Origin of the sequence: Pseudomonas sp. SR18, assembly GCF_023701505.1 — a bacterium.
GTDB lineage: Bacteria > Pseudomonadota > Gammaproteobacteria > Pseudomonadales > Pseudomonadaceae > Aquipseudomonas > Aquipseudomonas cyclaminis.
Genome location: NZ_JAMQAU010000007.1, coordinates 194,232 through 218,466, shown reverse-complemented (window position 1 = coordinate 218,466; position 24,235 = coordinate 194,232). Strand labels below are relative to the sequence as shown.

At 59.5% G+C, this 24,235-nt stretch carries 18 protein-coding genes; 10 read left to right on the top strand and 8 right to left on the bottom strand.

Features of this window, described 5'->3' with window-relative positions; genetic code table 11:
• Window positions 1-2: 2 nt before the first annotated feature.
• The 5 genes from NDJ82_RS13250 to NDJ82_RS13230 form a co-directional block, all read right to left on the bottom strand.
• Entirely contained in the window at window positions 3-839 is an 837-nt protein-coding gene (locus NDJ82_RS13250) for an ABC transporter permease (RefSeq protein ID WP_191958708.1), read from the bottom strand.
• Window positions 836-1,789 carry an ABC transporter permease gene (locus NDJ82_RS13245; RefSeq protein WP_158878179.1) on the bottom strand — a complete coding sequence of 318 codons (954 nt, stop codon included), beginning with the start codon at window positions 1,787-1,789 and terminating at the stop codon, window positions 836-838. Before NDJ82_RS13245 ends, NDJ82_RS13250 begins: the two co-directional genes overlap by 4 nt.
• A 75-nt stretch (window positions 1,790-1,864) precedes the next feature.
• Window positions 1,865-3,499, bottom strand: coding sequence for an ABC transporter substrate-binding protein (locus tag NDJ82_RS13240; protein ID WP_158878178.1), 1,635 nt, complete (start codon window positions 3,497-3,499; stop codon window positions 1,865-1,867).
• A gap of 458 nt (window positions 3,500-3,957) precedes the next feature.
• Window positions 3,958-5,187, bottom strand: a complete 1,230-nt coding sequence (locus NDJ82_RS13235) for a M24 family metallopeptidase (protein WP_158878177.1) — start codon at window positions 5,185-5,187, stop codon at window positions 3,958-3,960.
• Window positions 5,188-5,243: 56 nt separating this feature from the next.
• Window positions 5,244-6,125 carry a HalD/BesD family halogenase gene (locus NDJ82_RS13230; protein WP_158878176.1) on the bottom strand — a complete coding sequence of 294 codons (882 nt, stop codon included), beginning with the start codon at window positions 6,123-6,125 and terminating at the stop codon, window positions 5,244-5,246.
• Between the two features lie 116 nt (window positions 6,126-6,241).
• Here NDJ82_RS13230 and NDJ82_RS13225 point away from each other — a divergent pair, with 116 nt between their 5' ends.
• Entirely contained in the window at window positions 6,242-7,156 is a 915-nt protein-coding gene (locus NDJ82_RS13225; protein WP_158878175.1) for a LysR family transcriptional regulator, read from the top strand.
• Here the strand turns inward: NDJ82_RS13225 and NDJ82_RS13220 are convergent.
• Complete coding sequence (locus NDJ82_RS13220) at window positions 7,094-8,329, bottom strand: MFS transporter (RefSeq protein WP_158878174.1); 1,236 nt, start codon at window positions 8,327-8,329, stop codon at window positions 7,094-7,096. The two genes, NDJ82_RS13225 and NDJ82_RS13220, sit on opposite strands and share 63 nt — an antisense overlap.
• Window positions 8,330-8,675: 346 nt before the next feature.
• On the opposite strand from NDJ82_RS13220, the gene NDJ82_RS13215 reads away from it, so the two are divergent.
• From NDJ82_RS13215 to NDJ82_RS13195, 5 genes are all read left to right on the top strand, one after another.
• Window positions 8,676-9,608: a LysR substrate-binding domain-containing protein gene (locus NDJ82_RS13215; RefSeq protein WP_158878173.1), complete on the top strand. Its 933-nt coding sequence runs from the start codon at window positions 8,676-8,678 to the stop codon at window positions 9,606-9,608.
• Window positions 9,609-9,751: 143 nt separating this feature from the next.
• Window positions 9,752-11,176: an aldehyde dehydrogenase gene (gene aldA / locus NDJ82_RS13210; protein WP_250925657.1), complete on the top strand. Its 1,425-nt coding sequence runs from the start codon at window positions 9,752-9,754 to the stop codon at window positions 11,174-11,176.
• Window positions 11,177-11,331: 155 nt separating this feature from the next.
• Complete coding sequence (locus NDJ82_RS13205; RefSeq protein ID WP_158878171.1) at window positions 11,332-12,651, top strand: MFS transporter; 1,320 nt, start codon at window positions 11,332-11,334, stop codon at window positions 12,649-12,651.
• Between the two features lies 1 nt (window position 12,652).
• Window positions 12,653-13,870, top strand: a complete 1,218-nt coding sequence (locus NDJ82_RS13200) for a mandelate racemase/muconate lactonizing enzyme family protein (protein WP_158878170.1) — start codon at window positions 12,653-12,655, stop codon at window positions 13,868-13,870.
• Between the two features lie 68 nt (window positions 13,871-13,938).
• On the top strand, window positions 13,939-15,558 hold the full coding sequence (locus NDJ82_RS13195; RefSeq protein ID WP_158878169.1) for a GMC family oxidoreductase: 1,620 nt from the start codon (window positions 13,939-13,941) through the stop codon (window positions 15,556-15,558).
• A 259-nt stretch (window positions 15,559-15,817) separates the two neighbouring features.
• Here NDJ82_RS13195 and NDJ82_RS13190 read toward each other — a convergent pair whose 3' ends face one another.
• Window positions 15,818-16,732 carry a LysR family transcriptional regulator gene (locus NDJ82_RS13190; protein ID WP_158878168.1) on the bottom strand — a complete coding sequence of 305 codons (915 nt, stop codon included), beginning with the start codon at window positions 16,730-16,732 and terminating at the stop codon, window positions 15,818-15,820.
• A 247-nt stretch (window positions 16,733-16,979) separates the two neighbouring features.
• Here NDJ82_RS13190 and NDJ82_RS13185 point away from each other — a divergent pair, with 247 nt between their 5' ends.
• The 4 genes from NDJ82_RS13185 (at window position 16,980) to pgm (ending at window position 23,258) form a co-directional block, all read left to right on the top strand.
• Window positions 16,980-18,002 (top strand): zinc-dependent alcohol dehydrogenase family protein, encoded by a 1,023-nt coding sequence (locus NDJ82_RS13185; RefSeq protein WP_112195204.1) that lies wholly within the window; start codon window positions 16,980-16,982, stop codon window positions 18,000-18,002.
• Between the two features lie 694 nt (window positions 18,003-18,696).
• Window positions 18,697-20,115, top strand: coding sequence for a hypothetical protein (locus NDJ82_RS13180; RefSeq protein WP_250925656.1), 1,419 nt, complete (start codon window positions 18,697-18,699; stop codon window positions 20,113-20,115).
• Window positions 20,112-21,518 carry an aminotransferase-like domain-containing protein gene (locus NDJ82_RS13175; protein ID WP_250925655.1) on the top strand — a complete coding sequence of 469 codons (1,407 nt, stop codon included), beginning with the start codon at window positions 20,112-20,114 and terminating at the stop codon, window positions 21,516-21,518. The genes NDJ82_RS13180 and NDJ82_RS13175 overlap by 4 nt, the downstream gene beginning before the upstream one ends.
• Window positions 21,519-21,614: 96 nt before the next feature.
• Window positions 21,615-23,258 carry a phosphoglucomutase (alpha-D-glucose-1,6-bisphosphate-dependent) gene (gene pgm / locus NDJ82_RS13170; RefSeq protein WP_250925654.1) on the top strand — a complete coding sequence of 548 codons (1,644 nt, stop codon included), beginning with the start codon at window positions 21,615-21,617 and terminating at the stop codon, window positions 23,256-23,258.
• A 157-nt stretch (window positions 23,259-23,415) separates the two neighbouring features.
• On the opposite strand, the gene NDJ82_RS13165 is transcribed toward pgm, so the two are convergent.
• The gene (locus tag NDJ82_RS13165) at window positions 23,416-24,111 is read right to left on the bottom strand and encodes a pirin family protein (RefSeq protein WP_250925653.1); all 696 of its coding nucleotides are present in this window, start codon (window positions 24,109-24,111) and stop codon (window positions 23,416-23,418) included.
• Window positions 24,112-24,235 lie beyond the last annotated feature (124 nt).

Genomic DNA, 24,235 nt, shown 5'->3' with positions numbered 1-24,235 from the left:
GCTCAGCTCCTTGCGCCTTTCTGGGCGTGTTCGTCCAGACCGTCCGCCAACAGGCTCAGGCCCAGCATCAGGGTGGAGATGGCAATGCACGGGAAGATCACCAGATGCGGGAACGCGATGGCCATGCTGCGGCCTTCGTTGATCATGCCGCCCCAGTCCGGGGTCGGCGGTGGCAGGCCGAGGCCGAGGAAACCAAGGGCGCCGATCATGATCGCGGTGTAGCCGATACGCAGGCAGAAATCGACGATCAACGGGCCGCCGCAATTGGGCAGGATTTCCACCAGCATGATCCGCAGCGATCCTTCGCCCTGGGTGATGGCGCTGAGCACGTAATCCCGCGAACGTATGTCGATGGTCAGTGCGCGCATGATCCGGAAGATCGCCGGAGCGCTGGTGAAGGTCACCGCAATCAGGATGTTAAGCGCCGACGCGCCGAGGGCGATGATGATCACGATGTACAGCACCAGCACCGGGAACGACAACACAGTGTCGGCGACATAGGACAGCACCGCATCGACCCAGCCATTGAAGTAGCCGGCGCACAGGCCCATGGTGATGCCGACGGTGAATGCGGTCAGCGTTGCCAGAATCGACCAGAACAACACGGTGCGCGTGCCCCAGATCAGCCGCGAGAGAATGTCCCGGCCGATCATGTCGGTGCCGAGCAGAAAGTGTATCCCGTCGCCATCCGGAGTCATCGGCGTCAGCAGCGGGGTGAAGCTTTCCAGCGGATCATGGGGCGCCAACCACGGCGCGAACAGCGCCATCAGCACCCAGCCGCCCACCAGCAGCAAACCAAGTAACGCAAGGGGATGTTTGAACGAATTGAGGAAATTCATTGGCCACCTCCGCCAAGACTGCGCAACGTTATGCGCGGGTTGAGCCAGGTATAGGCCAGGTCAGAGAAGATTTTGGTCGCGCCGACTACGATGCCGCTGATCATTGCGCAGGCTTCGATCAGGTAGACGTCATGGTTCAGCGACGCGGTGTAGAGCAGCGAGCCGAAGCCTTTGTAGGCGAAGAACACCTCGACCACGATCACGTTCGATAGCAGCCACGGGATGTACAACATGATCACTGTGATTGGCGCGATCAGCACGTTTCGCAGCGCATGGCGCAACACGATGCGTGAGGTCTTCGCGCCTTTGAGGCGGGCGGTGCGGATGTACGGCGCCTGCATCACTTCGACCATTGAGGCCCTGGTGATCCGCGCCAGGTAGCCGATGCCGAACAGGCACAGCACCATCAGTGGCAGCGCCAGTTCCACTGGGTTGAAGCCGTCGCTCATGCTGCTCACGCCCGGCAGCCAGTTAAGCCAGAACACGAAGATCGCCGAGACAAACACCGCACTGGCGAAGTCTGGAATCGAGGTGGTGACGATCGACAGAAACGACACCAATCGATCCACCGCCGAGCCCTGGCGAATCCCGGCCAGGATACCGAGTGTCAACGCCACCGGTACCATCACCGCCAACGCCAATCCAGCGAGGATCAACGTTTGCCCGAGGTTCGGCAGCAGCAGATCAATCACCGGCTCGCGAAAATGCACCGAGGTGCCCCAGTCGCCGCTGAGAAAGTCCTTCAGCCACACGAGGTAGCGCCAGACGAAGGGTTGGTTGTAACCGTGTTCCACCAGCCATGCAGCGCGCTGGTCGGCGGCGGAGTAGGGGCCTAGGACGTTGATCGCGACGTCTTCGATATTCAGTTCCAGGGCTAGGAACACGATCACTGACACCGACAGCAAGGTTGCCGCCAGCGCCAATAACTTGCGCAATAGAAATTCAGCCATGCTCGCACGCTCCGGCTAATCAAAGGATGGCGACCCGCCGCAGCTGAGTGGGCGGGCTCGTTCAGGGCGCTTGAATCAGGCGCTCAACCAGACTTGATCCATTGGGTAGAAGTCCGAGGGGTGAACCTGGAACCCCTGGACTTTCTTGCTCGCGGCGGTGAATTTATCGCCCCAGAACGGCTGGACCATGACGCAGGCGTCTTGCAGGATCTGCTCGACGCTTTGCATCGCTGCTGCCCGTTGTTTCGGGTCGATGATGCCCATGGCTTTGTCCAGCGCTGCGTCGAACGCAGGGTCGCTGTAGTGGCTTTCATTCCAGGCCGCGCCGCTGCGGTAGGCCAGTTCCAGCGACATCACACCAAGTGGGCGGTGTGCCCAGTAGGTGAGGCTGAACGCGGCCTTGTCCCAGATCGGCCAGTATTGCGTCGCGGGGATCACTTTGAGGTTGATGCGGATGCCGGCCTCGGCGCAGTTTTGCTGGAGGATCTGCGCGCAGTCCTGTTCGTAGCGGCCCTGGGTGTTGCCGACGATCAGGTCGATGTCTATGCCGTTCGGGTGGCCGGCTTCGGCGAGCAGTTTCTTCGCACCCGCCACGTCCCGCGCACGTTTGGGCAGCGGGAAGTATTCCGGGTGGGACGGCGCGACGTGATGGTCTTCGCCCAGGGTGCCCATGCCGCGATAGGCGATTTTCAGCATCTGCGCGTTGTCGGCGCAGAGCGCTACTGCTTTGCGGATGCGCAGGTCGTCGAACGGCTTCTGGTCGCAGGCCATGCGCATGACGATTGTTTGCGCCGATTTACAGGTCAGCAGTTGCGCGCCGGGCAAGCGTTTGGCCAGGTCGAGTTCGGCCACGGTGACCCGGTACAACACGTCCACTTGCCCGGCCTGCAACGCCGCGAGGTGGGTGGAAATATCGGTGCCCATGTCGACGTAGCGCAACTCGTCGAGGTTTGCCGGTGTGCGCCAGTAATCGGCACGCTTGGCGAAGGTCGCCTGCTTGTTGACCGCGAATGACACCAGTTTGAACGGCCCGGTACCCAGCGGATTTTTCGCCCAGTCGTCACCGGCCTTGAAGCTGCGGTGCACGATGGCGCAAGTGAAGGCGTTGAGCATTTCCGGGATCGCCAGCATCGGACGCTTGAGCACCAGGCGGAACTGGAAGTCACTGACTTTTTCGAACGCGGTAATGTCCTGGAACGCGGTGCGGTTGACCGACTTGGAATCGGCGGCAATCCAGCGCTCGATATTGTGCTGCACGTCCTCGACGTTGAAGGTGTCGCCGTTGCTCCACTTCACGTCCTGGCGCAGGTTGAAGGTCCAGGTTTTCAGGTCCTCGGACGGGCTCCAGCTCTCGGCCAGGTACGGGTGAGTGATGTTGTCGGCATCGACCCAGGTCAGGAATTCGAGACTGTTGCGCAGCAGGTTCGAGGCTTCGATCCAGGTGATCAGCATCGGGTCCTGGATTTCCTGGATAGCACAGGCAAACCTCAGGCTGCCGCCCTGACGCGGCGTTACCGCGTCAGCGGCATGAGCGGAATTACCGAGCAGCGCGGAACCGAGGAAAGTGCTCGCGCTGGCGGCGGTGATGCCCAGCAGTGCGGCGGTGCGCAGGAATTGGCGACGATTGATCTCGCCACTTTTGACTTGGGTGCACAGGTCGTTCACCGCTGGATGCGGCAGAGTGCCGTCCAGTGTCATTAAGTCTTTCATATGCCTCTCCGATAACGTGCAAAAGTGCGTTTTTCGACTGGCCGCACATGGGGCGAGCGGCAGACGCGGTCGGTTCGATGAACCGAGACTGTCAGTGGCTGGCAGCGCGAAGGCGCAGGCGTAACAGGCGTAAAGCCGGCAGTAGAGCAAGGCGCAACGAGATCAGAAGGACGGAGGCTGGGTATGACATAGGGCTGCTCTCATGTTGTTTTTATTAGAGATGCCCGCAGTTTTGTCATCTGGGCAACGATCGACAAACGATAAATTCAACGCTGAAACGTTCGATAAATGCATGTTACTGACCGTAAGGAAGGCTGCCGCTTGAGCTAGACAGGCCGGACGGAGGAAGGCGCGGGTACGAAACACTGCGCGATGGCCGCAAACGCCCCTTGTTCCGGGTGGGAACAAGGGGAAAACCGGACGATGTCGAAGGAGGTTACGGCGCCGTCCGGGGCAACTCAGCGTGGCATCAGGCGCGAATCGAACGGGTAGTCCGAAAGCAACTCGATGCCGTTTTCGTGGATATAAATCTGCTCTTCGAGCTTGACCCCTTCGCCGCCCGCATCGTGGCCGATATAGCTCTCCACGCAGATGGTCATGCCGGCTTCGAACACCCCGTCGTAACCCAGTGCATCGATGTCTTCTCGATGCACCACGTACGGGTATTCACCAGTCATGCCAACGCCGTGGGCCAGGGCGAAATAGCGGTTGGCCTTGTAGTTGTCCGGGATTCTCCAGGCCAGCTCGGCGTATTCCTTGAAGCTGCGGCCGGCCTTGAGCATTTCCACGTTGGTCTGCACTTGTTCGTAGGCCAGTTTGTACAGCTCCTGTTGCTTGGCGGTGGCGGCTTGCTCGCCGCAGAGGAAGGTCCGTGAAAAGTCCGCGTAGTAGCCGAAACGCCCAACCACATCGGTGTCCAGCGCTACCAGGTCACCGGCTTCGATGGGCCGGGTGCTGCACTCCTGGAACCACGGATTGGTGCGCGGGCCGGAGGACAGCAGGCGGGTTTCGACGTAGTCGCCGTCGGTAGCGATTACGTGTTGGTGCAAATGCGACCACAGTTCGTTTTCGCTTATGCCCGGCACCAGTTTGCTTTCCATCAAGCGCACGCCGGCCTCGGTGGCACGCAGGCTGGCGCGGATCATCTTCAGCTCGTTCGGCACCTTGATGCAGCGCGCGCGCTCCAGCGGTTCCTGGGCATCGAATATCTGGTAGCCGAGTTTTTGCAGTTCGAACGCAGCGGCCGAGGTCGCGCTTTCGATGGCGATGCGTTTGTTACCGCCGCCGTGCTTGCGCACCAATTCACCGATTTCAGTGGCCCATTCGGCGGTGACGTTATTCAGGAAGCTGTCGCAGAAGTAATAGGAGATGGCCTTGGCCGGGCGCACTTCATCGACGGTGTTGAGCTGTTCGGCCAGGTGCAGGCAGCCGCCAAATTCGAAGACCACCACCGGGCCTTCTGCCGGGATGAAAGCGTAACGTGCCGGGTTGCGCGCCGAGTACACCTGCATGTTGCGCGAGCCGGTGGCGTAGCGCATGTGGGTCGGATCGAACAGCACGCACGCAGCGTAGTCGCGTTTTTTCAGTTCGTTGCGCACCCGTTGCAAACGGTCCAGCTGGATCTGCTGGATCTCGGCGTAGGTCGGTTCGCAGTCGGCGGGGTTGCGGTTGGGGCCGGACAGACTCATGGGGTGTTCCTCGCAGGCAAATACGGTTGGTTTTTTTAAGATTTTTTTGGAATGGATCAGTCGAGCAACTGGTCGCTGCGTACCAGGTTGCGTTCGGCTTGCAGATGGGCTTCGGACAGGCGTCCGTAAAGCTGTTTGGTGCGCTGGGCACGGCCGATGATTCCAGGCTTTTCGGAGTAGGCGAAAATCGCCGTATTACGTTCAGTAGCGCCTTCGACGCGGGTTACCCGGTGCACTGAAAAACGACCCTTGAAAATCTGCAAATCGCCGGGGTTGAGCTCCAGTTCCTGCACGCGGCTGCGGTCGTTCCCGCGCACCACATTGCCGACAGCACCTAGATTTTCCTGAGTGCGCGTGCGGATCATCGGCGCGTACTCGAACAGGCCGCCAGCCTCGGGCTTCTGGGTCATCATGCTGACGATGAATTCGTTGGTATCGAAGTGCCAGGGTTGCTCGGTGCCTTCGGGCATCACATTGATCACCAGCCCGGCGAACGGGTCGGCGTATTCGAAAATTTCCGGCTCGTCGAGGCAGGCACCGATGAATCGCTTCATCATCGGCGAGACGTACAGGCGATGAATGATCGCGTCCGGGGCAATCATGTCCCGCGTGACAAAACCGCTGGTGCGCTCCATGAATGTGCGGCGCGGGTCATCTTGGGGCAGGGCAGGGTCGTCTTCTGTGAAATAGGCGTTGACCTTGCGCACCGAGTAAAAGGTCTTGCCCGACAGTGCCTGACCTTCGGCACGCGCCTGTTCCAGCGCCTCGGGCCGCAAGAAATCTTTCAGCAGGCAGCAACCATCTTCGGCCAGTTCTGCGCGGGCGTGTTCGATCAGCGCCTGCAACCGGACATGGCCCGAATCATGTATGGGGTACAACTCGGTATTTATGATATCGCTGATATCGCCCACTTCGGCGTCGGCAAGTTGAAGGCTCATGCAAGTCTCCTGGAACTATCAATTAACAGTGTTTGGCGTTGAATCGATAGTTGCTTAAAGAGGTGCGAAGTGGAAATTACAAGTTGTGATCGAATCCATCGGCAGGGGCGATAGTTATGTCAGGCGAACTGGATGGAAGCTTACTTAAAGTGTTTGTTGCGATTATCGAGTGCCACGGATTTTCTGCGGCGGCCGAGCGTCTGCACAAAACCCAGTCGACCATCAGCCAGAATTTGCAGCGCCTGGAAGAAATCGTCGGCACGCCGTTGGTCCAGCGCACCAGTCGCTCGGTGAGCCTGACACCCGGTGGCGAGACGTTTCTGATCTATGCACGGCAGATCCTCAAACTGCATGCCGATGCGATCAACGCCGTGCAACTGCCCGATGAGCAGGTGTGCATTCACGTCGGCATGCCCGAGGACTACGCCCAGTTTTGCCTGGCCAAGGTGTTGCGCGACTTTCAGGTGCAGTTTCCCCAGGTGCGGCCGGACATTTGTTGCGAGATGTCGACGGCGCTGGTCAGTCGTTTGCAACGCGGTGAGCTGGACCTTGTGCTCGGTGTGCAACACGCCAATGTGCAACTGGGCGAATATCTGTGCGACGAGCCGCTGGTGTGGGTGGCGGCTGAGGGCTGGAGCGCCGGGGCGGATGTCTCGGTGCCTCTGGCAGTGTATGCCGAGGGCTGCGCCTTTCGAGCCAATGCCGTGCGGGCGCTGGCCGAGGCCGGGCGGGCGTGGCATGTGGTTTACACCAGCCAGAGCCCGCGTGGGATAGGGATTGCCATTGAACAGGGCCAGTCGGTCGGTGTCACGGCGCGGCGCCTGGTGCCGGCGGGTTGGAAGGTGCTGGACGCGGCCCAGGGCTTTCCGCCGATTGAGCCGGCGCGGTTGATGTTCTGGCGTTCTACTCAGTGCGAGGCGCTGGCGGTGGAGGCCTTGGTGGACATTCTGTCGCGTCGCTTGGGCCGTTCAGAGTGGCTGGCCGAGCGCCGGCTCACAGCGTTGACGGCGGGCCATCAGCCTCAGCAATAACAGGCTCGCGGTGACCCAGCAGACGATCCAGCCGTGCACCAGGCCAAACTGCCCGGTGGCCTGCAGCAGCCAGCCGCACAGCCAGTTCGCGGTGGCGCTGCCCAAGCCATAACCGACCATGCTCAGGCTCACCACTTGCAGGCTTTGCACGGGGCTCAAGCGTGCGCTGAGGTAGGCGGCCATCAAGCCCCAGACAGGGAAATAGAACAGCGCGAACAGCCCGGCCGCCAACCAGGTCAGATTCAAGCTCGGTTGCCAGAGCAGGGCGAGCATTGCCAGGCCGAAGGCGCTGATACTCAACGCCATCACCCTTAATGCGCCCCAACGATCGGCGAATGAACCCAACAATAAACCGCCGACTGCCCCGCCAATCCCGATCAGTGTCCACAACGAGCCGGTGATCTGTGCGTTGGCGCCCAGCCGTTCGCTGGCGAACGCCGAGAGAAAATTCAGGAACGGGCCGCTGATTCCGCCAATAAAGGTGCTGAGCAGCAGCACATGCAGCGCTACCGGGTGTTCCAGGCACAGCTTCAACCATTGCCTGAGTATCCGGCGCAGCGATGGCGCACTGCTTTTCGTGGTGCGCTGGCCTTTCGCCAACGGTGCCAGGACCCAAAAGGTCAGTAGGGTGACCATCAGCGTCAGCCCGGCGCAAATCAGCCAGAAGTGCCGCAGCGAGATGCCCTGCAACAAGGCGATCAGCAACCCGTTAAGGCAGATCGCAAACGCCGCACCTGACGACGCCAGCCCTAGCACGCGGCTGCGATGGGAGACGGGGATCACTTCGCCGACCAGTGCGGCGATGGCGTTCCAGTTCGCCACGGCGCAGGCCGAGACCAACGCCAGGCTTAGCGCATACGGCAGCACCCAAGGGGTGGCGACGGCCAGGGCCAGCAGCGCCGGGCTCAAGGCCATCGTCAGCTTTACCATGTTGCGCGGGCTGATCCACGCCGCGGCGATGCCGCTGGCAATCGATGCGCCCATGTAGAACAGTTGCAGCAGCGCCGCAATGGACGCTGCCTGGCTGTAGCTCAGCTCGAACACCTGGCGGATCTGGGGTAATAAGGCCGAGTAGAGGAAAATACTGAAGCCGTGGGTGGTCGCGTTACACGCCGTAAAGATAAGCGCTAATAAAATAATACTTTTTGTGGGTGAGTGTGGGTCGAAGGGCATGGGGTTGGCTCGGTCAATTTAATTGCTATGGAATGGGGCGTAAGTGCAAGGCATGCCCTATGTAAGTGCGTTGACTTAGTCGGCGGTTTAATTAAAACAAGACTAGCGTTTATATAAATAAAACAGCCAGTGCTTAATAGTCGTGAGTGTGCTGCGAAATACTCATGCTATTTATACGTCGGCGACAGTGGCAGGGCTGAAACCGACGTCATTGAATATTGCCGATTACCTGTGGCGAGGGAGCAAGGGAATCGCCCTGCACAACACAAAAAATCATGTTACTCGGGAAATTTCCCGCAAGCCGTGGGATGCTTGGGGCTCGTCAGCCCCAGCGCGAGTCCTGTTCATGAAACGCAAAATGCCCGCGCTCAATGCGCTCAAAGCCTTCGAAGTGGCCGGCAGTACCGGCAGTTTTACCCGGGCGGCGGAGCTGCTCAACGTCACGCAAAGTGCCGTCAGCCGCCAGGTGCGCCAGCTCGAAGAACAGCTCGGCGAGAACCTGCTGGAACGCCGGCATCACCACCTTGAACTGACCAGCGCCGGCCGGGTTTTGCTGCGGGCGCTGCATCAGTCCTTCGACAAAATCGAGCTGACGGTGCGCAGCATCCAGCAGAAGTCCCACGCTAATCGCCTGCACATCAACGCACCGCCTACCTTCACCAGCCGCTGGTTGATGCCGCGCCTGGGACGGCTGCGGGAGAAACACCCCGAATTGGAACTGAGCATCACCACACGTTTACAGGACAGCCTGGCGGAAACCAGCACTCTGGACTGCGCGATCCGCTTTGGCGATGGCGAATGGGATGGGCTGGACAGCTCACTGCTGCTCCAGGAACGGCACATTGCGGTGTGTGCTCCGTCCTTGTATGCGCGGGAATGGAGTGAGCGCGGCATCGACCTTAATCGCCTGACCTTGCTGCATGTATTGGCCCGGGAAGACCAGCGTTATCTGACCTGGAAACACTGGCTCGACGCGGCGAAAATCAGCGGCGTGGATACCCAGGGCGGTTATGAATTCGACCTGCTGGACCTGGCGATTCGTGCGGCCACCGACGGCTTGGGCATCACCATTGCCGACTGGCACATGGTTGCCCCGGAGCTGGCCAGCGGGCAGTTGACCCAGGTACTGAACGTGCATGTGGAAGGGCATCAATCCTACTGGTTGGTGACTCGGCCGGAGCAGACCTTGATGCCGCAATTGCAGGTGTTCAGCCAGTGGTTGCAGGAGGAAATCTGGTTGGCGCAAAGGCAGCTCGAACCCTCCACCGCCGCCGGTTGACCCCCAACCTTCACGGGAAATTTGATTGCTTCTCGCGTAACCTGCATTTTTTGAATGTTACCCCGCTCAATAAATCGTTTGTTCAACCCCCTCAGGATGCCAAAACTGCGGGAACTGGATAAAAACAACGATGGGCGATTCACATGCGACTTGAGCGAAACTTTGTAAACGGTCACTTCATTGAGCCTGCCAGCGATGCGCTGATTGCGGTCTACAACCCGGCCACCGAAGCCTTGGTGGGTAAGGTCTCGGCCGCCACCAGCGCTGAAGCAACCGCCGCCGTTGAGGCTGCCGCCGCCGCCCAGAAGCGCTGGGGCAAGCTCACCGGCATCGAACGCGCCGAGCACTTGCGCTCATTCGCTGACGCCCTGGAGGCCTGCGCCGAGCGCATCGGTGCCGCCTTGGCCGCCGAGTCCGGCAAAAGTGTCAGCGACGCCAGCAACGAAGCCCGTTACGCCGCGCAAATCACCCGCTACCACGCCGAATGGGCTCGGCGGATCGAAGGCGAGATCATCCCCAGCGATACCCCGAACGAAAACCTCTTCCTGCACCGCGAGCCGATTGGTGTGGTCGCCTGCCTGATTCCGTTCAACTACCCGGTCTACACCTTGCTGCGCAAAATCGCCCCGGCGCTTATTGCCGGCAATACCGTGGTGGTGCGCCCGAGTAACAACACCCCGACCTCGGCGTTTGAAATCGCCAAGGCTGTGCAGCAATCCGGTTTACCGGCCGGCGTGGTCAACATACTGACGATGGACCATGCTACCGCCGCAACGGTCTGCACCCACAAAGCCGTCGGCTTGATCACCCTGACCGGTAGCGTCAACGCCGGGCGGATCGTGCTCGACTATTGCAAGGCCAACATTGCCAAGCCGTCCTTGGAGCTGGGCGGCAAAACCCCGGCAATCATTGAAGCCGACGCTGACCTTGAAGCTGCCGCCAGCGCTATCGTCGCTTCCAAGACCACTCACTGCGGTCAGTTGTGCACGGCGGTGGAGCGGGTTTACGTGCAGGAAAGTGTCTACGAGCAATTTCTCGCGTTGCTCAAAGCCAAAATCATCGCCGTTAAGTTTGGCGACCGTGCCACCGACGCGAGCCTGATGGGCCCGTTGGTCAACGTAAGCTCGCAGCAAAACATCCACGCCATGGTCGAGCGCGCCGTCTCCGACGGTGCGGTACTGGAAGCAGGCGGTTTCATTCCTGAGGGCAACGGCCATTTCTACCCGCCGACGCTGTTGAGCAACTGTCGCCAGGACATGGAAATTATCCAGGAAGAAATTTTCGGCCCGGTGCTGCCAGTGCTCAAGTACCGCGATATCGACGAAGCGTTGGCCATGGCCAACGATCACCAGTTCGGCCTGTCGTCGGTGCTGTACACCGAGAGCTACCGCACCACTCTGAAAGTCGCCAACACCATCGAGGCCGGTGAGTTGTACGTCAACCGGACCCCGGCCGACCCTTACCAGGGCTTCCACGCCGGGTGGAAACGCTCGGGCCTGGGCGGTGATGACGGCAAGCACGGCATGCTCGAATTCACTCAGACCCGACTTGTGGTGATGAAGTACTAGACCGGCAGCTAAAGTTCCAAGCTTCAAGCGGCAAGTAAAAGCGAACGGCAGCCGGCTCTGACTTGCCGCTTGTAGCTTTGCGCTTGCTACTGCTCCAAACCTATAAAAACAATTATTGGGGCGCCCGGACCACCGGGTTGCCCGAGGTCTCATAGATGTCCAAGCCTGCAACCACTGTTGCCGCTGTTCAGGGTTCGAACGCGGGTGCAAAAAGCCGCAGTGACAAGGGAAGTCGCTACATCCAGTTAATGCTGTTGGTACTGGCCGCCGGGGCGATCTACCCGATACTGTACCTGCGCCAGGTTTACCAGACCACCATGCTCGAGGTGTTCCAAATCAACCACAGCGAATTGGGTTATCTGTACTCGATGCTCGGTACGATTTTCCTGCTTAGCTATTTGCCGAGCGGTTGGTTGGCCGACCGGATCGCCCCGCGGTTTTTGATTTTCTTTTCGCTGGTGGCCACCGGAGCCTTGGGACTTTGGTACTCCACGGGGCCGTCGATGGCCGGTTTGATGATCATCTTCGGTTGCTGGGGCCTGACCACCGGCCTGACGTTCTGGGCCTCGGTGCTCAAGCGGGTGAAGATGATTGCTCATCACACTGAACAGGGCCGGTTCTTCGGCATCCTCGACGGTGGTCGCGGCCTGGTCGAAGCGCTGCTCGCAACGGTCGCCCTGGGGCTGTTTGCCTTCGCCACAGAAACCCGTGGCGAGTCCGCCGCAGAAGGTTTCAAGCACGTGGTCTACCTCTATGCCTTCACCTGTATTGCCATCGGCTGTGTGCTGGTGCTGATCAAGGATCCGAAGGCGATGGAGGACACCGCGCCGGTGGAAAAGGGCAAATACAACCTGCTCGGCGACCTGACCATACTGGTAAAAATCCCTGAGCTGTGGTTGGTGACGGCCATCGTGTTCTGCGGTTACCACATCTTCTGGGCGACCTACAGCTTCTCCGATTATTTGCAGGGCGGCGGCATGACCGCCGTCATGGCCGGCACCATCACCACCATCAAACTGTGGATGCGCCCGATTGGCGGTATCGGTGGCGGCTGGCTCGGTGACAAGTTCTCGAACATCTCGGTGCTGATCGTGGCGCTGTTCCTCGCTACGTTGGCGATGGTCGGCCTGATCGTGTTCCCGGCGCTCAACAGCATAGGCCTGCTGGTCGGTACGGTGATCTTCATCGGCCTGATGACATATGCGATTCGCGGTTTGTACTGGGCGATCCTCGACACCTGCAACATTCCTTTGCGCATCACCGGCCTGGCCATTGGCATCGTCTCGGTGGTCGGTTACCTGCCGGATGCCTTCATTCCATTGATCAACGGCTACCTCACCGAGCACTTCCCCGGCGCCCTTGGCTACAAGCTGTATTTCGGCTACATCGCCTCCGTCGGCCTGATCGGGACCCTCGCGGCCCTGACCTTGCGTGCGCGTATCAATCGTCAATCTTCGAATAAAACAGGTGCCTGAGATGAAAATCGTCGCCCTTGAAACCCATATTGTTGCCGTCCCGCCACCGCATATCGGCGGCATGTATTGGCTGTTCGTCAAGCTCAAGACCGATTGCGGCATTGAAGGTGTCGGCGAAATCTACGCTGCGACCTTCGGCCCCAAAGCCATGCTGCCGATCATCGAAGACGTGTTTGAACGCTACTTGCTCAACCACGACCCGCATCACATCGAACGCTTTTTCCGTCAGGCCTATTCGAGCGGCTTCACCCAGCGTCCCGACCTGACCATGATGGGCGTGGTCAGCGGCCTGGAGATGGCCTGCTGGGACATCATCGGCAAAGCGGCGAACAAGCCGGTCTATGAATTGCTTGGCGGCAAGGTCAATGAGCGTCTGCGTTCCTACACCTACCTGTACCCGGTCAACAGCCAGGGTGAGTACGACTATGACGACCCGGACCTGGCTGCCGAATGCGCTATCGAGAACATGAATAAAGGCTTCACCGCCGTGAAGTTCGACCCGGCCGGGCCGTACACCGCGTACTCCGGTCACCAGATTTCGCTGGAAGTACTGGAGCGCTGCGAAACCTTCTGCCGAAAGATCCGCGAAGCGGTGGGCGACAAGTGCGACCTGTTGTTCGGCACCCATGGGCAAATGGTCCCGTCCTCGGCGATTCGCCTGGCCAAGCGCCTGGAGAAGTACGACCCGTTATGGTTTGAAGAGCCAGTGCCACCGGGTCAGGAGGAGGCGATGGCGCAAGTTGCGGCCAAGACCACCATTCCGATTGCTACGGGCGAGCGGCTGACCACCAAGTACGAATTCTTCAAGCTGTTGCAGGCCGGCGGTGCGTCGATTCTACAAATGAACGTGGCCCGCTGCGGCGGGCTGCTGGAAGCCAAGAAGATCGCGAGCATGGCCGAGGCCTATTACGCGCAGATCGCACCGCATCTTTATAACGGGCCGATTGGCGCGGCGGCGAGTTTCCAATTGGCAACCTGTACCCCGAATTTCCTCATCCAGGAGAGCATCATGACCTGGGGTGGATTCCACGCCGAAGTCCTGACCAAGCCACTGCAATGGGAGGACGGCTACATCATTCCGTCCACCGAGCCCGGCCTTGGGGTGGAGCTGAACATGGACGTGGTGCGCAGCCATTCGCCCTATACCGGTGAGCGTTTGCACCTGCAAATGGCACCGGCCCCGGCAGACGTCAAAGACACATCGCCGGCCAGAGGCTGACGGTATTTCCCGTCTTTCAGTTGCGGGAATGGGTGTTTTTTTAATAACGACTTACGCGGTAACCGTGCATGACATACGACTACATCATCGCTGGCGCCGGCGCGGCCGGCTGTATCCTCGCCAACCGGCTATCGGCCTGCGGAAAATACACGGTGCTGCTGCTGGAAGCGGGCGGCAAGGACAGTTCGCTGTGGTTCAAGATCCCTGTCGGCTTTGCCAAGATGTATTACAACCCGACCTTCAACTGGATGTACTACAGCCAGCCGCAGAAGCAGCTCAACAATCGTGAAATTTATGCTCCGCGCGGTAAGGTCCAGGGCGGTTCGGGCTCGATCAATGCGATGATCTACGTCCGTGGTCAAGCCCATGACTTCGATGACTGGGCCGCCAACGGCAACGATGGCTGGGGTTTCAAGGACGTTTTGCCGTATTTTCGCAAACTGGAAAATCACCCATCGGGCGAAAGCGAATATCACGGCGGCAGCGGCCTGATCAGCATCACTCCGATGAAGGGAGAGACCCATCCGATCTGCGATGTGTTTCTCAAGGGGTGCGATGAACTCGGTTACCCGCAGAGTGACGACTTCAACGGGCCGAACTTTGAAGGCTCGGGTATCTACGATGTCAACACCAAGGACGGCCAGCGCAGTTCCAGTAGTTTTGCGCATCTGCATCCCGCACTCAGCCGCCCGAATCTGACGGTCGAGCATTACGCACTGGTCGATCGGGTATTGTTCGAGAACGTGCGGGCCAGCGGCATTTCCGTGACCCAACACGGCGTGGTCCGCACCTTCCAGGCGCGCAAGGAGGTGATCCTCTGCGCCGGTGCCGTTGACACACCGAAGATTCTGCAACTATCCGGTGTCGCCGATCAGGCGTTACTGGCCAGGCACCAGATTCCGCTCGTCAAACACCTGCCGGCGGTGGGGCAGAACCTTCAAGATCACTTGTGCGTCAGCTATTACTACAAGGCGAACATTCCGACGCTCAATGACCAGCTCAGCTCGCTGTTCGGGCAGTTCAAGCTCGGCCTTAAATACCTGCTGACCCGCAAGGGTGCCTTGGCGATGAGCGTCAACCAGGCCGGTGGTTTCTTCCGTGGCAACGAGTCGCAGACCAACCCGAACCTGCAACTGTACTTCAATCCGCTGTCGTACCAGATCCCGAAGAACAACAAGGCCAGCCTCAAGCCCGAGCCGTATTCCGGCTTCCTGCTATGTTTCAACCCGTGCCGGCCGACGAGTCGGGGGCATATCGAGATCCAGTCGAATAACCCTCGAGACGCTGCGCTGATCGATCCCAATTACCTGAGTACGCGAAAGGACATCGACGAAGTGATCCAAGGCAGTCGGCTGATGCGCAAAATCATGCAGGCGCCGGCCTTGAAAGGCATCACGGTTGCTGAAGTCCTCCCGGGGCCGGTGGTCGAAAGCGATGAACAGATGCTGCAGTACTTTCGCGAAAACAGCGGTTCGATCTACCACCTGTGCGGCTCGTGCGCGATGGGGGCGGATGTACAGAAGTCAGTGGTCGATAAACGGCTTAAAGTCCATGGTCTCGATGGTCTACGCATTGTCGATGCGTCGATTTTTCCCAATGTGACGAGCGGCAATACCCACGCCGCAGTCCTGATGGTGGCGGAGAAGGGCGCCGACCTGATTTTGCAGGACGCCGGATCGTTGCCATAGTGATTGAACGTCTGCCGATTTATTTTTGTTTAACCTGAGTAGTCGATAATAAGAAAGCTGGGGTCGATGGTTGTCGAACTCTTGATCCAACTGACCAAGAGGGAAGGGAGCTTCGGCTTAGAGGGGGCATCCTTTTAAAACCATCCAGAGCATGCCCTCAGATATGCCCCCCAATGTAGCCATCCACTGGAAGTAAATGGACCTCTATGGTCTATCAAAAGGCAGAAATGATCAGGATTAACAGCCTTCCCGACAACGCCTAAAGACTCTCAGGATCGCCAAAAAACATCTGAATCCGCGACCTAAGCCACCGCTCCCCCGGATCATTATCCTGCGAGCCGCGCCACGCCATGTGCAGTTCAAATGAACGCACCGGCAACGGTGGATCTTCGGAGCGCAAGCCGCCGGCCGATGTCAGCGCTTCGGCGGCATAATCCGGCACGGTGGCGAGGATATCGGTGCCCGCCAGCAAGGTACCCAGGCCGTTGAACTGCGGTACGGCCAGGACCACGTGGCGTTTGCGATCGAGCTTTTCCAACTCTTCATCGATAAACCCGCTCAAGTCCCCGGCAAATGACACCAGGGCATGGGGGCGGGCGCAGAAGTCGTCCAGGCTCAGGGCGCCGGGGACGCTGTCGGCACGCAGCAGTTTGGGCAGGCTGCGGCGCAATACTTTGCGCTTGGCGTTGGCCGGCAGGTCGGCGGTGTAGCTGACGCCAATGGAGATTTCGCCGGAAGCCAGCAGGCCTGGCATCAGGATGTAATTCACGCGACGCACCACCAGTACGATGCCTGGGGCTTCGGCGCGCAGGCGTTTGAGCAGTTGGGGCAGCAGGGCGAATTCAACATCGTCGGACAGGCCGATACGGAACACGGCGGTGCTGGTTGCCGGGTCGAACTCGGCGGCGCGGCTGACGGCGGTGGAAATCGAGTCCAGGGCCGGGGAGAGCAGGGCGAAGATTTCCACCGCACGGGCCGAGGGCTCCATGCTGCGGCCGGTGCGCACAAACAGCGGGTCGTCAAACAGCCCGCGCAGGCGTGACAATGCCGCACTGATGGCCGGTTGGCCGAGGAATAGCTTCTCGGCGGCGCGGGTCACACTGCGCTCGTGCATCAAGGTTTCGAATACGATCAAGAGGTTAAGGTCGACACGACGCAGGTCGTTACGGTTCATCTTGTGTCCTGGAAGAGTCAGCTGACTTGACGAGAGCGGCCACATACAAACGATGACCAGCATTAATCTTACGGGGAAAGGCTGGTACTCTGCACAGGATAATTGACTTTTCCTACGATGGTTGAGGTCTATTCCTTATACGTGGAATCAATGACAGGCATGTCGACTATTAATGGCGACCTGTGGTCTTACCCGCAAAGCCCAGATAAAGTTCATGGCAATAGAGGTTACTTTGACGAGGTTTGCGATGTCCCGCACGATCCGTTTTCACAAGTTTGGTCCGGCCGAGGTGCTCAAATGCGAAGAGCATGCAGCCGCGCAGCCCGCACCGGGCGAAGTGCAGGTGCGTGTCGAGGCGATTGGCATCAGTTGGTATGACATTTTGTGGCGCCAGAACCTGGCATCGTCCCATGCCCGTCTTCCATCAGGCCTGGGCCATGAGATGGCCGGTGTGGTTGTCGCCCTTGGCGAAGGCGTAGATGACTTGGCAGTGGGCGATAAAGTGGCCAGTTTTCCGGCCGAGAGCCCCAATGATTATCCGGTGTATGGCGAGCAGATCGTCTTGCCCCGTTCGGCCCTGACCCGCTACCCGGACGTCTTGAGCCCTATCGAAGCCAGCGTGCACTACACGCCGCTGTTGATTGCTTACTTTGCCTATATGGATCTGGCCCGGGTCAAACCGGGGCAATTTGCGCTGGTCACCGACGCCAGTCACTGCGCCGGTCCGTCCTTTGTACAGCTGGGCAAGGCCTTGGGTGTGCGGGTGATTGCCGCGACCAAGGACAGCACCGAGCGTGACTACCTGTTGTCCCTTGGGGCAGAGAAGGTGATCGCCACCGAAGAGCAGGACCTGCTGATGCAAATCAACAAGTTCACCGACAACCGCGGCGTCGACGTGGTCTTCGATGGTTTGGGCGGCCCGCAGATGTCCTTGCTCGGCGACGTGCTGGCACCCCGAGGTAGCCTGGTGCTGTATGGCTTACAGGGCGGAAACCAGACGCCGTTCCCAGCGTGCGCGGCGTTCCAGAAGAATATTCAGTTCTTCGTACACTGCATCGGTAACTTCACCGGCAAACCGGAGCTGGGCATCATCCAGGATCAGGTGGCGTTACAGCGTGCGTTGCGTGATATCAACCAATTGACCGCCGACCGCGTGCTGGTGCCGTTGAAAACCACGGTATTCCCGTTCAATCAGTTCGTGGAAGCCCACCGTTATATGGACGAATGCCCATGCCGCGAGCGTGTTGCGTTGCAGGTTGCGGCTGTTTGAGCTGTAGGAGTATTCGTAAATGAATGCTCCCGTGTCTGAGTGAAGGGGGCAAATGCGCCATTTGACAGGGCTTAACCCGCCCGCCCCGAAAGGTGCCGACCTGGCACGTTAGCCCCTAAATCCTGCTGTTCCTCCCTGACGCCGCCCTGAATCCCAGCGCGGCGTCTTTGTGTGCGCGACATTTACGTGCCAACGGTCGCTCATCTGCACTGGTTTTCGGCCAGCTTCTGTATCTATTAATCATTATTACAACGCTGATAATTGCGCCTTCACTTTCATCTCAAGGATTGAGCAATGATTGAATCAAGTAGTTATTTGAACGATGAGTGCGGCGAACATGCGAACTCCGCAAGGCAGGTACTTTCATACAAGCTGCCGGCTTGCACAAAAAGAAAGTTGCTTGAGTCTGGTTTGTCGGACACTTCTTTAAAAGGTTGGTTAAAAATGCGTAGGAGCTTGTCGGAAGAGTCCTAAGGGTGCGCTTTTATCAAGATAAACCCTTTAAATTCATTGGGTTGCATGGTCTCAGTGTTGAGGTGAGCACCCACGGAGATCCATGTCGTTTTGTTGCGCGGTGCTAGTGTTTATCCATCGACGCACAACGCGGTGCGCGATTTTCCTACACGCACAATAGGTCGGGCAGATACGGTCAGTAGTTGCTCGAAACTGATATTTCAACTCGGGTAGTAGAACTATGAGCACTATTCACGAACAAGCTATGAATCATGTTTATCAGCAAGTTCTGCAGCGTTTGATTGGGCACCTTAATCGCGCGAGCCGCACGGCTCTTCAATTACTGGTCCAACGGATCGTTGTGGCGGCAGGGGGCATGGAGCAGGTGGGGAATTTCAAAGTGTTGGTCGCCCACAGCGGGGGCGAAGTCAGCAGCTATACCCTGGCGTTACTGCGCGCGGCCCAATTGACCATTGCCGGCCGGGCGCCGCGCACCTTTGAACTGAGAGTCGCGACGTTGCGGCACGCGGGCATGACTGAGGGGCACCTCGAAACGATCAATTGCGGCTATGGTCGCTTGTTTCTGCATGACGATCCGCGCGTCGAGTTGCTGGTGGTGGAAAACCGGGAAGTACAGCCCTTCAATCACCACCGCCCCGCCTCGGCGGCCGGGCGTGAGGCCAGCCAACGCAATATGTTGATGATGGGTCACCTGAGCGCGGGCGACTGCCGCGCCACACTGTGTAACGACACTTACCTGGCTATGGGTGATTTCTACCAGCGGGTCACCACCTGCAATGGCGGCGTCCATGCACTGGTCAGTGGCGACTCCCCGCGCAAACAGCGTCAGTTTTTTGCCTGGCTCAAGAAAACCGCCCAGAACGCGGGCCTCGCCGTGCCAAATGGCTATCCATCCTCGCTCAACGCGTTGTTCGCGTGCATGGACGAGTGGAGCGATGGCTATTACCGGGATCTGTTCGGTGAGCATTATGTGGCGAGCGATAACCCGAGCAAGGCGGGGCATCGTCACTTGGCCTACATCGGCATCGCCGATCTACTGGAAGATGTCGACCTCATGTCGACAACCTTGTTGACCGAGTTCATGGCCTATACGCCGGACCCGCTGGGCTTTCACTTTAGCCATCCGGCTTATTCCAATCCGTTGCTGATGGCTCATCTGCGCGGACTGCAGGCCGAGAGCCTACGTGAGCTGGAGTATGAAGAAGGGGTGCAAGACTTTGTGCAGCAAGCCGCTTCTTACCTGCGCCGTCTGCGCATGCCCGACGATGTGCTCGCGGAGGTCGGGACCCGTGAAGGCCGCATTCTGTCGGCTACTTACGCACAACAGTTCTTTGGCCTGGATGAAACCCAACTGACCTGCCTGTTGTTCTCGCCGTTTCTTCATCACGGCGAGCGACTGGAAGGCTATTTGCGCCAATGCCATCCGGGCATGCTGGTGGCGCTGCCCGAGTTGCACAAAGTCCTTCAGGGCAAACCCTGCGCCGAGATGCTGCAACAGTGGGTAACGGACACCAGCGGCTTGCCCCTGTGCTTGTTGCAGCACCTGTACGGCAAGCGGCCGCGGCTCAGTGTTAAACGCAGGCGTCCAGTCGCAAGGACCCATGGCGCCGCCCAGACTGTGCAATTGTCCGAGCGATGACGCCGCGCACGGAGCGTCAGGCGGACTTTGCGTATCAGGCGGTCTATCGCTACATGATCAGCCTGATCAACGAAGCCAGTACCGACACCCGGGTAAAATTGCCGTCATTGCGGCAGTTGGCCGTGCGCCTGAACGTGTCGATTTCAACGATCCAGTACGCCTACGCGCTGCTGGAGAAGGAGGGCAGGGTCTATTCAGTGGCCAAGTCGGGGTACTACGCTTGGCCAAAGTCGATAAACCCTTTGGCGTGGAGCGGCGGGGACCTGCTCGACCGCCTCTACGCGGCAGCTCGGCGCCCCGGCATGGTGGTGCTCAGTAGCGACGAGCCGGCGTTGCTTGGCTCCCTGGATGAAACATTGCTGAGGCTGGAGCGTGAGCTCGTGCGCCAGCCTCCATCGCATCTGCAGCCGTGGTCCCAGCCTTGCGGTGTGTGGGAATTGCGGGCGGCGTTGGCGGCCCGGTATACCTCGTCGCCAACGCACTGCTGGCATGCTGACGACGTGTATATCGGTGCCGACCTGCGCGGCGTGCTCGACATTCTGATCGAAGTGCTGGGCCTGCGCGGCACCACCGTGATTGTGGAATCGCCCTGCGACTGGCTGATCCTGCGCCTGTTGCAGGACGCCGGGGTGCACATCATCGAACTTCCCTGGACGCCGGAGGGCGGCCTGGATCGCGCCGCATTGGAAAGGCTGCTGCGTGAAGAGGCGGTGCATCTGGTGTTGTTCTCCTCCACGGTCAGCCTGCCCTCTGGCGTGGCGATGTCGGTCGACGATCGCCTGGACGCGGCCCGGTTGCTGGGCCAGTACGGGTGCTGGTTGCTGGAAAACGATACGTTTGGTGAGCTGGGTTTCGGCGCGCCGCAGCCGGCATTGCGTGAAGAAGTGAACCCTGAGCGACTGATCGTGTTTTCTTCATTCGAGAACACACTTGGCTCGGAAGCGTCTTACGGTTATCTACTGTCCCGACGCATGAGCAATGAATTGCAGCGCCAGTTCCTGCTGCGCTCATTCCGCTTGTCGTCGATCCGCCAGCGTGCGATTGCGCGCCTGTACCAAAACGGACGGATTGATCAGCATCTGGGCACATTGCGCCAACAGCTGAGCGAGCAAGCCGCGCAGATGAGTCAGCGCCTGCTGCATTACTTGGGCGACCAGGTGACCTGCCGCATGCCGAACGCAGGCGCCGCCTGCTGGCTGCAGTCCACCCGCGCAGTGGACATGCGCCAGGTGTTCCAGCGTTTGCTGGCGCAGCAAGTGGTCATTGCACCCGGCGAGCTGTTCAGTGTCAGCGGGTTGCATTATCAGAACTTGCGCTTGAGCCATGCTTTTCGTGGGCAAGCCAGCCTGGATGTTGCCCTGGCAGCGTTGAGTGAAGCGCTGCGGCAGGCGCAGACTGCGTGAAGTTTCTCTGACGGTTGTAGGATCTATACCGTCGCACCGTAGTCCAACACTTAGTAAACTGCGATTTTTCCATATCCTTCTTTCCGAGGTTCATGCATGACAATCAGTCCTTTTGCGGGCAAACCGGCGCCAGCCCAGTTGCTGGTGGATATCCCGCGACTGGTGACGGCCTATTACACCGGCCAGCCTGATGCAGCGATCTCCACCCAGCGCGTGGCCTTTGGTACTTCCGGCCACCGTGGCAGCTCCTTCGAGCTGAGCTTCAACGAATGGCACGTCCTCGCCATCAGCCAGGCCATCTGCTTGTACCGTGAAGCCCAGGGCATCAACGGCCCACTGTTTGTCGGCCTGGACACCCACGCCCTGTCGACCCCAGCCGGCGCCAGCGCCCTGGAAGTGTTGGCGGCCAACGGCGTTCACGTGATGCTGGCCGAAGGCGACGAATACACGCCGACCCCGGCGATCTCCCACGCCATCATCTGCTACAACCGCGGCCGTACCAGCGGCCTGGCTGACGGCATTGTCATCACGCCGTCCCACAACCCGCCGCAAAGTGGCGGCTACAAGTACAACCCACCCAACGGCGGCCCGGCCGATACCCACGTGACCAAGTGGATCGAAGCCAAAGCCAATGAGTTGCTCGCCAATAAACTGGCCGGGGTCAAGCGCATCACCCACGCCCAGGCACTCAAGGCCGACACCACCCGTCGCCACGACTACCTCAACAGCTACGTGGCCGACCTGATCAACGTGATCGACATGGACGTCATCCGCAGCGCTGATCTGCGCCTGGGCGTTGACCCATTGGGTGGAGCAGGGGTGCGCTACTGGTCGGCGATTGCCGAGCACTACCGGTTGAATCTGGACGTGGTGAACACTGAAGTCGATTCCACCTTCCGCTTCATGAGCGTCGACTGGGATGGACAGATCCGCATGGACCCGTCTTCCAGCTACGCCATGCAGGGCTTGATCGGGCTCAAGGAGCGTTTCGACGTGGCCTTCGCCTGCGATCCGGACCACGACCGTCACGGTATCGTTACCCCGTCTGGTGGCCTGTTGGCGCCGAACAACTACCTGGCGGTGTCCATCGACTACCTGTTCCAGAACCGTCCCGACTGGCGCGCCGATGCGGCCGTGGGCAAGACCGTGGTCAGCAGCGGGTTGATTGATCGCGTGGCGGCGCGCATTGGCCGCCGCCTGTACGAAGTGCCAGTAGGCTTCAAGTGGTTTGCCGATGGTTTGTTCGAGGGTTCGCTGGGTTTCGGCGGTGAAGAAAGCGCGGGTGCGTCATTCCTGCGCAAAGACGGTACCGTATGGAGCACCGACAAAGACGGTCTGATCCCGGCGCTGCTCGCCGCAGAAATGACCTCGCGCAAAGGCCAGGACCCGAGCCAGATCTACCGTGGCCTGACTGATGCGCTGGGTGAGCCGTTCGCTATTCGTGTGGATGCCAAAGCCACCCCGGCGCAGAAGGCGTTGTTGGGCAAACTGTCGCCGGAGCAGGTGACCTCTACCCAACTGGCCGGGGAAAGCATCCAGCAGATCCTCAGCCATGCGCCGGGTAACAATCAGGCCATTGGCGGCCTGAAGGTGATGACCGAAAACGGCTGGTTCGCCGCACGGCCATCGGGCACCGAAGACATCTACAAGATCTACGCCGAGAGCTTTATTGGCGAAGATCACCTCAAGCAACTGGTTGAAGAGGCCCAGGTCCTGGTGGACGGCGCCATTTCGCAGTAACCCCGCAACCCCCGTAGCAGCTGCCGAGCGCAAGCGAGGCTGCGTTGGGCGCCCCGCAGATCGCGGGGTGTCAATACATCCGCCACGCAGCCTCGCCAAGGCTCGACAGCTACGACCCGAAACTTGCGATTGCCCATCTACGTGGGCTACTCCGACATCAGGCGAGGTCAACCAGCACGATCTCGCTGTCTTCAACCGCCGTTACCCGCAGCACCTGCTCGTCCTCAACCGCAACACCGTCTCGCGCTTGCACTCGCAAGCCATTGACTTCAATCACACCCTTGGCCGGCACCAGATAGGCACGGCGTCCAGTGTCCAGGCGGTACTCTGCCGTTTCCCCGGCTTTCAGGTTGGCTGCCACCAGGCGGGCATCAGCGCGGATGCGCAGGCTTTCGCTGTCACCGCTTTTGCCGCTGGCCAGGGTCACAAACCCCTCACGCTCACCTTTCGGGAACGGCTTGGCGCCCCAGGACGGCGGCAAACCGGCTTCATTCGGGATAATCCAGATCTGGAAAATCCGGGTCGGCGTCGCTTCCAGGTTGTATTCGCTGTGGGCGATCCCGGTGCCTGCACTCATGACCTGCACGTCACCGGCTTCAGTCCGGCCCTTGTTGCCCAGGTTGTCGGCATGGCTGATGGCACCTTCGCGCACATAGGTGATGATTTCCATGTCACGGTGCGGATGCTGTGGAAAGCCCGTGCCTGGCGCGATGATGTCGTCGTTCCACACGCGAAGATTGCCCCAGTGCATACGCTTGGGGTCGTGGTACTCGGCGAACGAAAAATGGTGATGGGCGTCAAGCCAGCCATGGTGGGCGCCGCCCAGGGAGTTGAAAGGTCGAAGTTCCAGCATGATCGTCTCCTGTTGATGGCGCCTATGATCCAGCAGGGCATGATCGATAAAAAGCGTAAAAAATGCCTGATTCCTATCAGCTGAATCGATTGGTTAGTGGCGTTTTAACTTTCATTTCATCGCC

What these genes read in the sequence shown, in the direction of transcription:
- NDJ82_RS13215 (WP_158878173.1), top strand. Translation starts at nt 8,676, where the DNA reads ATGAAACGCAAAATGCCCGCGCTCAATGCGCTCAAAGCCTTCGAAGTG.
- NDJ82_RS13195 (WP_158878169.1), top strand. Translation starts at nt 13,939, where the DNA reads ATGACATACGACTACATCATCGCTGGCGCCGGCGCGGCCGGCTGTATC.
- NDJ82_RS13240 (WP_158878178.1), bottom strand. Translation starts at nt 3,499, where the DNA reads ATGAAAGACTTAATGACACTGGACGGCACTCTGCCGCATCCAGCGGTG.
- NDJ82_RS13235 (WP_158878177.1), bottom strand. Translation starts at nt 5,187, where the DNA reads ATGAGTCTGTCCGGCCCCAACCGCAACCCCGCCGACTGCGAACCGACC.
- aldA (WP_250925657.1), top strand. Translation starts at nt 9,752, where the DNA reads ATGCGACTTGAGCGAAACTTTGTAAACGGTCACTTCATTGAGCCTGCC.
- NDJ82_RS13220 (WP_158878174.1), bottom strand. Translation starts at nt 8,329, where the DNA reads ATGCCCTTCGACCCACACTCACCCACAAAAAGTATTATTTTATTAGCG.
- NDJ82_RS13185 (WP_112195204.1), top strand. Translation starts at nt 16,980, where the DNA reads ATGTCCCGCACGATCCGTTTTCACAAGTTTGGTCCGGCCGAGGTGCTC.
- NDJ82_RS13230 (WP_158878176.1), bottom strand. Translation starts at nt 6,125, where the DNA reads ATGAGCCTTCAACTTGCCGACGCCGAAGTGGGCGATATCAGCGATATC.
- NDJ82_RS13180 (WP_250925656.1), top strand. Translation starts at nt 18,697, where the DNA reads ATGAGCACTATTCACGAACAAGCTATGAATCATGTTTATCAGCAAGTT.
- NDJ82_RS13225 (WP_158878175.1), top strand. Translation starts at nt 6,242, where the DNA reads ATGTCAGGCGAACTGGATGGAAGCTTACTTAAAGTGTTTGTTGCGATT.
- NDJ82_RS13245 (WP_158878179.1), bottom strand. Translation starts at nt 1,789, where the DNA reads ATGGCTGAATTTCTATTGCGCAAGTTATTGGCGCTGGCGGCAACCTTG.
- NDJ82_RS13200 (WP_158878170.1), top strand. Translation starts at nt 12,653, where the DNA reads ATGAAAATCGTCGCCCTTGAAACCCATATTGTTGCCGTCCCGCCACCG.
- pgm (WP_250925654.1), top strand. Translation starts at nt 21,615, where the DNA reads ATGACAATCAGTCCTTTTGCGGGCAAACCGGCGCCAGCCCAGTTGCTG.
- NDJ82_RS13165 (WP_250925653.1), bottom strand. Translation starts at nt 24,111, where the DNA reads ATGCTGGAACTTCGACCTTTCAACTCCCTGGGCGGCGCCCACCATGGC.
- NDJ82_RS13205 (WP_158878171.1), top strand. Translation starts at nt 11,332, where the DNA reads ATGTCCAAGCCTGCAACCACTGTTGCCGCTGTTCAGGGTTCGAACGCG.
- NDJ82_RS13250 (WP_191958708.1), bottom strand. Translation starts at nt 839, where the DNA reads ATGAATTTCCTCAATTCGTTCAAACATCCCCTTGCGTTACTTGGTTTG.
- NDJ82_RS13175 (WP_250925655.1), top strand. Translation starts at nt 20,112, where the DNA reads ATGACGCCGCGCACGGAGCGTCAGGCGGACTTTGCGTATCAGGCGGTC.
- NDJ82_RS13190 (WP_158878168.1), bottom strand. Translation starts at nt 16,732, where the DNA reads ATGAACCGTAACGACCTGCGTCGTGTCGACCTTAACCTCTTGATCGTA.